The 6,378-nt window shown below is 61.2% G+C and carries 6 protein-coding genes and 1 pseudogene; 5 read left to right on the top strand and 2 right to left on the bottom strand.

The annotated features are described in order from the left end of the window. Nucleotides 1-314 (top strand): c-type cytochrome (locus tag AC1D1X_RS12975; protein ID WP_477698411.1); only part of this gene is annotated, 314 nt, incomplete at its 5' end. Here the strand turns inward: AC1D1X_RS12975 and AC1D1X_RS12970 are convergent. Beyond that, nucleotides 311-514: a hypothetical protein gene (locus tag AC1D1X_RS12970; RefSeq protein ID WP_477669895.1), complete on the bottom strand. Its 204-nt coding sequence runs from the start codon at nt 512-514 to the stop codon at nt 311-313. The genes AC1D1X_RS12975 and AC1D1X_RS12970 overlap by 4 nt on opposite strands. Between AC1D1X_RS12970 and AC1D1X_RS12965 the strand changes: the two genes are divergently transcribed. The 4 genes from AC1D1X_RS12965 (at nt 513) to AC1D1X_RS12950 (ending at nt 6,003) form a co-directional block, all read left to right on the top strand. Then, entirely contained in the window at nt 513-2,732 is a 2,220-nt protein-coding gene (locus tag AC1D1X_RS12965) for a cytochrome c biogenesis protein ResB (RefSeq protein ID WP_477698410.1), read from the top strand. The genes AC1D1X_RS12970 and AC1D1X_RS12965 overlap by 2 nt on opposite strands. After that, nucleotides 2,729-4,105 (top strand): c-type cytochrome biogenesis protein CcsB, encoded by a 1,377-nt coding sequence (gene ccsB / locus AC1D1X_RS12960; protein ID WP_477669893.1) that lies wholly within the window; start codon nt 2,729-2,731, stop codon nt 4,103-4,105. The genes AC1D1X_RS12965 and ccsB overlap by 4 nt, the downstream gene beginning before the upstream one ends. 91 nt (nt 4,106-4,196) lie before the next feature. Next, nucleotides 4,197-5,195 (top strand): protein-methionine-sulfoxide reductase catalytic subunit MsrP, encoded by a 999-nt coding sequence (gene msrP, locus AC1D1X_RS12955; RefSeq protein ID WP_477698409.1) that lies wholly within the window; start codon nt 4,197-4,199, stop codon nt 5,193-5,195. Between the two features lie 160 nt (nt 5,196-5,355). Further along, a complete protein-coding gene (locus AC1D1X_RS12950) occupies nt 5,356-6,003 on the top strand; it encodes a protein-methionine-sulfoxide reductase heme-binding subunit MsrQ (protein ID WP_477669891.1) in 648 nt (215 codons plus the stop codon). A 68-nt stretch (nt 6,004-6,071) separates the two neighbouring features. Here AC1D1X_RS12950 and AC1D1X_RS12945 read toward each other — a convergent pair. After that, nucleotides 6,072-6,378 (bottom strand): annotated as a pseudogene (locus AC1D1X_RS12945) (diaminopimelate decarboxylase); the annotation flags it as partial.

Here is a 6,378-nt window from a genome sequence, read left to right as displayed (position 1 = left end):
GGGCGACGTCCAAGAAAGCCAAAACCGGCTTTGCCAAAGACAAGGAACTGGTTGCACTCGGCGAGCGTATCTACCGCGGCGGCGTGCAGGACCGCCAGATCGCAGCCTGCGCAGGCTGCCACAGCCCGACTGGCGCCGGCATTCCTTCCCAATATCCCCGCCTGAGCGGCCAGCATTCTGAGTACACGGTGACGCAGTTGACGGCTTTCCGTGACGGCGGCCGCGGCAACAGCCTGCCCATGAGCCAGGTGGCTGCCAAGCTGAACGACCGTGAAATCCGTGCGCTGGCCGACTACATTGCCGGCCTGCGTTAAGCAAAGTACAGCAAAGGACTGGCAGGCGAGCGTTTTTTTGCTGAAAGTACCCGCAGGCTGCCTGCAGTATTGAACCCAAGCCTCCAAAACCAATCACACCAAGGCGGGTCTTTCTGATGAAAGCCCGCCTTTTTTCTTTTTCCCTTCTTTTTCTGGTTCGCAGGCTTTCCTGAGCCAACCGCAGGTTCCATTTCAAGCATGACAGTTTCCACCGAGGGTATGAAAGTCAATTGGGGCTCCCGCAGCTGGCGGGCGGCGGTGGAACTGCTGTCGTCCATGCGGTTTTCCATTTCGCTGCTGACGGTGATCTGCATCGCGTCGATCATCGGCACGGTGCTCAAGCAGGCAGAGCCGCTGGGCAACTACGTGAACCAGTTCGGTCCGTTCTGGGCGCAGGTGTTCAGCCTGCTCAGCCTCAACACCGTGTACAGCGCCTGGTGGTTCCTGCTGATCCTGGCTTTTCTGGTGGTCTCTACTTCTTTGTGCATTGCGCGCAACGCCCCCAAGATCTTCGCGGACCTGAACCAGCTCAAGGAAAACGTCAGGGAGCAAAGCCTCAAGGCCTTTGGCCACCGTGCCGAGGCCGCATTGGCCGAGTCACCCGAAACGGCTGCGCGCCGCATTGGCCAGACGCTGGTGCAAAGCGGCTGGAAAGTGAAGCTGCAGCAGCGCGCCGGCAACGGCTGGATGGTGGCGGCCAAAAAAGGCGCGGCCAACAAACTGGGCTACATCGCAGCGCACAGCGCCATCGTGCTGGTCTGCGTGGGCGGCCTGCTCGACGGCGACATGATCGTACGCGCGCAGATGTGGCTGAACGGCAAGTCGATTTATGCCGGCGGCGGACTGATTGCCGACGTGCCGGCCCAGCACCGGCTCAGCGACAAAAACCCGACGTTTCGCGCCAACCTGCTGGTGGCTGAAGGCACGCAGTCCAGCACCGCCATCCTGAACCAGCCGGGCGGCGTATTGCTGCAGGAACTGCCGTTTTCCATTGAGCTCAAAAAATTCATCGTTGAGTATTACTCGACCGGCATGCCCAAGCTCTTTGCCAGCGACATCATCATCCACGACAAGGAAACTGGCGAAAAGATTCCGGTGCGGGTGGAGGTCAATCACCCGGCCAATCACCGCGGTATCGAGATTTACCAGTCGAGCTTCGACGACGGCGGCTCCAGCGTGACGCTCAAGGYCATTCCGATGGCCGCGGCCAGCAAGCCGTTTGAAATTCAGGGCACGATCGGCGGCTCCAGCGGCCTGACCAACGGGCAGGGCGATGGCGCCGAAAAGCTGACGCTGGAATACACCGCGCTGCGGGTCATCAACGTGGAAAATTTTGCGTCGGGCGGAAGCATGGGTTCCGGCGCCGATGTGCGCAAGGTCGACCTGCACCAGGCGATTGACACACGGCTCGGCGCGGCGAACAAGACCGTGACGCAAAAAGAGCTGCGCAACGTGGGCCCCAGCGTGAGCTACAAGTTGCGCGATGCGTCCGGACAGGCCCGTGAATTTCACAACTACATGTTGCCGGTCAAGACGGACCCGGCGGAAGACAGCCCTGCGGTCTACCTGATGGGTGTTCGCGAGACACCGTCTGCACCCTTCCAGTACCTCCGGATTCCGGTGGACGCCGAAGGCGGCATGGAAACCTTTTTGCGGCTGCGTGCCGCGCTCGCCAATCCGGCGCAGCGTGAGCTGGCGGTCAGGCGCTACGCAAGCCAGGCCATTGGCCGGGAACGGCCGGAGCTGATGCAACAGCTCGCCGCGTCGACATCGCGGGCGCTGGCTCTTTTTGCCGGTGACGTTGCAGACGCAGCGGGCGCCGCGCAAGGTTCGACGGGCAAGCCCAAAACCGCTGCAGGCCTGCAGGCCATCTCTGACTTTATGGAAGCCAATGTGCCCGAAGCCGAGCGCAACCGTGCCGGCGAGGTGCTGATCCGCATCCTCAACGGTGCCTTGTTTGAGCTGACGCAGATGACGCGTGAGCAGGCCGGGCTCAAGCCGTTGGGTCAGGATGAAAAGACGCGGGCTTTCATGTCGCAAATGGTGCTGAGCCTGTCGGACGCCAATTTTTACCCCGCGCCCATGGCGTTTGAGCTGAAAGACTTCACCCAGGTCCAGGCCAGTGTGTTCCAGGTGGCGCGTGCACCGGGCAAGACCATCGTCTACCTGGGTTGCGCCTTCCTGATCCTGGGGGTGTTCGCCATGCTTTACGTGCGCGAACGCCGCGTCTGGGTCTGGCTGGCGCCGCGCGGCGCAGGGGGCGGTCAGGCAGAAGATGGCAATGTTGTGGGTTCAATGCCAGAATCGGCCGAAGGCCACAGTCAGGCCACCATGGCCTTGTCGACCAACCGCAAGACCATGGACGGCGACAAGGAGTTTGAGATGTTGAAAACGAAACTGTTGCAGGCGCCTTTATGAATACCTCCACGATCAACAACACCGCGGTGAACACCACCACGCTGAAGGCGGGCGGCGACAGCACGCTGAGCCTGAACGAGGGCTATTTCGCCCGGCGTAATGTGCTGGATTGGGTGTTTGCTGCGCTGGTCGCCGGCGGCTTTCTGTATGCCTTCGCCCGCTACAGTGATTTCATGGATGTCTATGAAAAAGGCATCCTGTTCGCGGCCATTCCGGCGGCTATCGCCATGGGCTGGTTCTGGCGGCCGCTGCGGGTACTGATGATGGTGGTCAGCGCCTTCGCGCTGCTGGGCATTGCGTCGTACCAGGGTGACCTGGCGCGCGCCGAGCAGGTGTTCTGGCTCAAATACTTTCTCTCCAGCCAGTCGGCCATTTTGTGGATGAGCGTGCTGTTCTTCATGAGCACGATTTTTTACTGGCTGGGCATGTTTGCCAAAGGCCAGAGCAGCACGTTGGAGTCGCTGGGCTCCAAAATTGCGTGGGTGGCGATCGGCATGGCGCTGATCGGCACGCTGGTGCGCTGGTACGAAAGCTACCTGATTGGCGCAGACGTCGGGCACATCCCGGTCAGCAACCTGTACGAGGTGTTCGTGCTGTTCTGCTGGATGACGGCGGCCTTCTACCTCTACTTTGAATCGCAGTACAACACCCGCGCGCTCGGCGCTTTCGTGATGCTGGTGGTCAGTGCCGCGGTCGGTTTTTTGCTCTGGTACACCGTGATACGCGAAGCCCATGAAATCCAGCCGCTGGTGCCTGCCCTCAAAAGCTGGTGGATGAAGCTGCATGTGCCGGCCAATTTCATCGGCTACGGCATGTTCTCGCTGGCTGCCATGGTGTCGCTGTCCTATCTCATCAAGCAGCAGGCCAACGAGACGCGCTGGCACCGGCTCACGCCGCTGTGGCTGCTGGGCGTGGTGCTGTGTTTTGTCCCTGTCGTGTTTCGCAGCAAGTCGCCGGCCGAAGTGGGCGGCAGCTACTACTGGGTAGGTTACCTGGCCGTGTCGGGGCTGATCGCCGCCGGCATCCTGGTGGGCCGCAAGCGCATTGCCGCGCGCCTGCCCAGCTTTGAAGTGCTGGACGACGTGATGTACAAGGCGATTGCCGTCGGCTTTGCCTTTTTCACCATTGCCACCGTACTCGGCGCCTTGTGGGCGGCCGAGGCCTGGGGCGGCTACTGGAGCTGGGACGCCAAGGAAACCTGGGCGCTGATTGTCTGGCTCAACTACGCGGCCTGGCTGCATATGCGGCTCATGAAGGGCCTGCGCGGCACCGTCGCCGCCTGGTGGGCGCTGGTCGGGCTGGCAGTTACCTCGTTTGCTTTCCTGGGCGTCAACATGTTCCTGTCGGGGCTGCACAGTTACGGAACCTTGTAACTGCCTGCGAGTCTTTTAGAAGCCCTGGCTGAATCCCTGTAAGAAGTTGCTGCGTATTCAGACTAACCCTCAACGGATTTCAAGGACTCATATGCTCATCAAGACCCATGCCGATGGTTTCGACCACCTCGTTCCCAGCGAGATTACGCCGCGCGGCATCTACCATGGCCGTCGCGACCTGATCAAACTGATGGCCACAGGTGCCGCGGGCGTGRCCATGGCCAGCTGGGCGGGCCGCCAGGCGATGGCGCAGACGGTACAAAAACCCGGCAAGCTGGCGGCGCTGGCCGGCGGCAAATCGGCGGTGGCCGGTGCGGTGACCATGGAAAAGATCACCGACTACAAAGATGCCTCTACCTACAACAATTACTACGAGTTCGGCACCGACAAGGCCGACCCAGCCAAGAACGCCCACACGCTGGTGACCAAGCCCTGGTCGGTGGCCGTCGAAGGCCTGGTCAAGCAGCCCAAGACCTTCACGCTCGAAGACCTGATCAAGCTCGCACCGCAGGAAGAGCGCATTTACCGCCTGCGTTGTGTCGAGGGCTGGTCCATGGTGATCCCGTGGGTGGGGTATTCGCTGTCGGAGCTCATCAAGAAGGTCGAGCCGCTCGGCAACGCCAAATACGTTGAATTCGTCACCCTGGCCGATCCCAAGACCATGCCGTTTGTGGGCTCCCGCGTGCTCGACTGGCCGTATGTGGAAGCCCTGCGCATGGACGAAGCCATGCACCCGCTGGCGCTGCTGGCTTTCGGCATGTATGGCGAAGTGCTCCCCAACCAGAACGGCGCACCGGTGCGCATGGTGCTGCCCTGGAAGTACGGCTTCAAGAGCGGCAAGAGCATCGTCAAGATCCGCTTTACCGACAAGGAGCCGCGCACCGCCTGGAACAAGGCCGCGGCGCAGGAATACGGCTTTTATTCCAATGTGAACCCGGACGTCGACCACCCTCGCTGGAGCCAGGCCACCGAACGGCGTATCGGTGAAGACGGCCTCTTTGCCAAGAAGCGCAAAACGCTGATGTTCAATGGCTATGAAGCGCAAGTGGGCCAGCTCTACGCGGGCATGGACCTCAAGAAGAACTTCTAAAAGATATGGCCCCCACGCTTGTCGCTTCGCGTACTGCGCTGCCCCCCGAGGGGGCCGCTGCGCCTGCGGCCCGGCAAAGCCGGTTCCGCGGCCCCTGCTGGGTTGGGACGCACGCTGCGCTGTGTTTCGATGTAGGTCGACCCGGCGGTGGATTGCTGTGATGTCGACAGCGCAAAAATGGTTGCTGCACCCTGCCGCCAAACCGGTGCTGTTCCTCGTCTGTCTGCTGCCCTTTGTCTGGCTGTTCTACGGCGCCTTCACCAACCAGCTGGGCGCCAACCCGGCCGAGGCGTTGATACGCGCCACCGGCGACTGGACGTTACGCTTTATCTGCATCGTCCTGACGGTCACGCCGCTTCGGGTCATCACCAGCACGCCTGCACTGGCGCGCTTTCGGCGCATGCTGGGGCTGTTCGCGTATTTTTATGTCGTCGTCCACCTGCTGAGCTACAGCTGGTTCGACATGGGCTTTGACTTTGCCGATATTGCCAAAGACATTGCCAAGCGGCCTTTCATCCTCGTGGGGTTTTCGGCCTTTGTGTTACTGACGCCCCTGGCGGCAACGTCCTTCAATGCGGCCATCAAAGCCATGGGTGCCAAACGCTGGCAGTGGCTGCACAAGCTGGTCTACATGATCGCCGGGCTGGGGCTGCTGCATTTTTTCTGGATGCGCGCCGGCAAGAACAATTTTGCCGAAGTGTTCGTTTACGCTGCGATCATCGCCGTACTGCTCGGCTGGCGTGTGCAGCAGTTCTTGAGGAAAAAGAGGCTGAAACCCATATACGACGTGCGCAACCAGCTATCATAATGATAGCGATGTGCGCTGATCGACACTGATCCGATGAGGCGCGCGCTTGCCCCGGGCGTGGTTCCGGATTAGCCCGCTACCAGCTGTTCCTGCCGCATCTGGTCTTCAGCGGTTTCCCGCCGGCGTATGAGGTGCACTTCGACACCGTCAACCAGCAGTTCAGCGGCCCGGCCACGTGTGTTGTAGTTGCTGGCCATGCTCATGCAATACGCACCTGCCGACATCACAGCCAACTGGTCACCCGCCGCGACAGACAACACGCGGTCGCGGCCTATCCAGTCGCCGCTCTCGCAGACCGGGCCCACGACGTCATACGTCGCTTCGGCGGTCTTGCCTTCGGCCAATACGGGGACGATGGCGTGGAAAGCCTGGTAC

It is taken from the genome of Polaromonas sp. P1_G4 (assembly GCF_056405475.1).
The sequence above is the reverse complement of the archived record's forward strand: the minus strand, read 5'-3'. Positions and strand labels throughout refer to the sequence as shown.

Excerpts from the sequence above, each read along its gene's own strand:
- ccsB (WP_477669893.1), top strand. The coding sequence starts at position 2,729 with ATGAATACCTCCACGATCAACAACACCGCGGTGAACACCACCACGCTG.
- AC1D1X_RS12970 (WP_477669895.1), bottom strand. The coding sequence starts at position 514 with ATGCTTGAAATGGAACCTGCGGTTGGCTCAGGAAAGCCTGCGAACCAG.
- AC1D1X_RS12950 (WP_477669891.1), top strand. The coding sequence starts at position 5,356 with ATGTCGACAGCGCAAAAATGGTTGCTGCACCCTGCCGCCAAACCGGTG.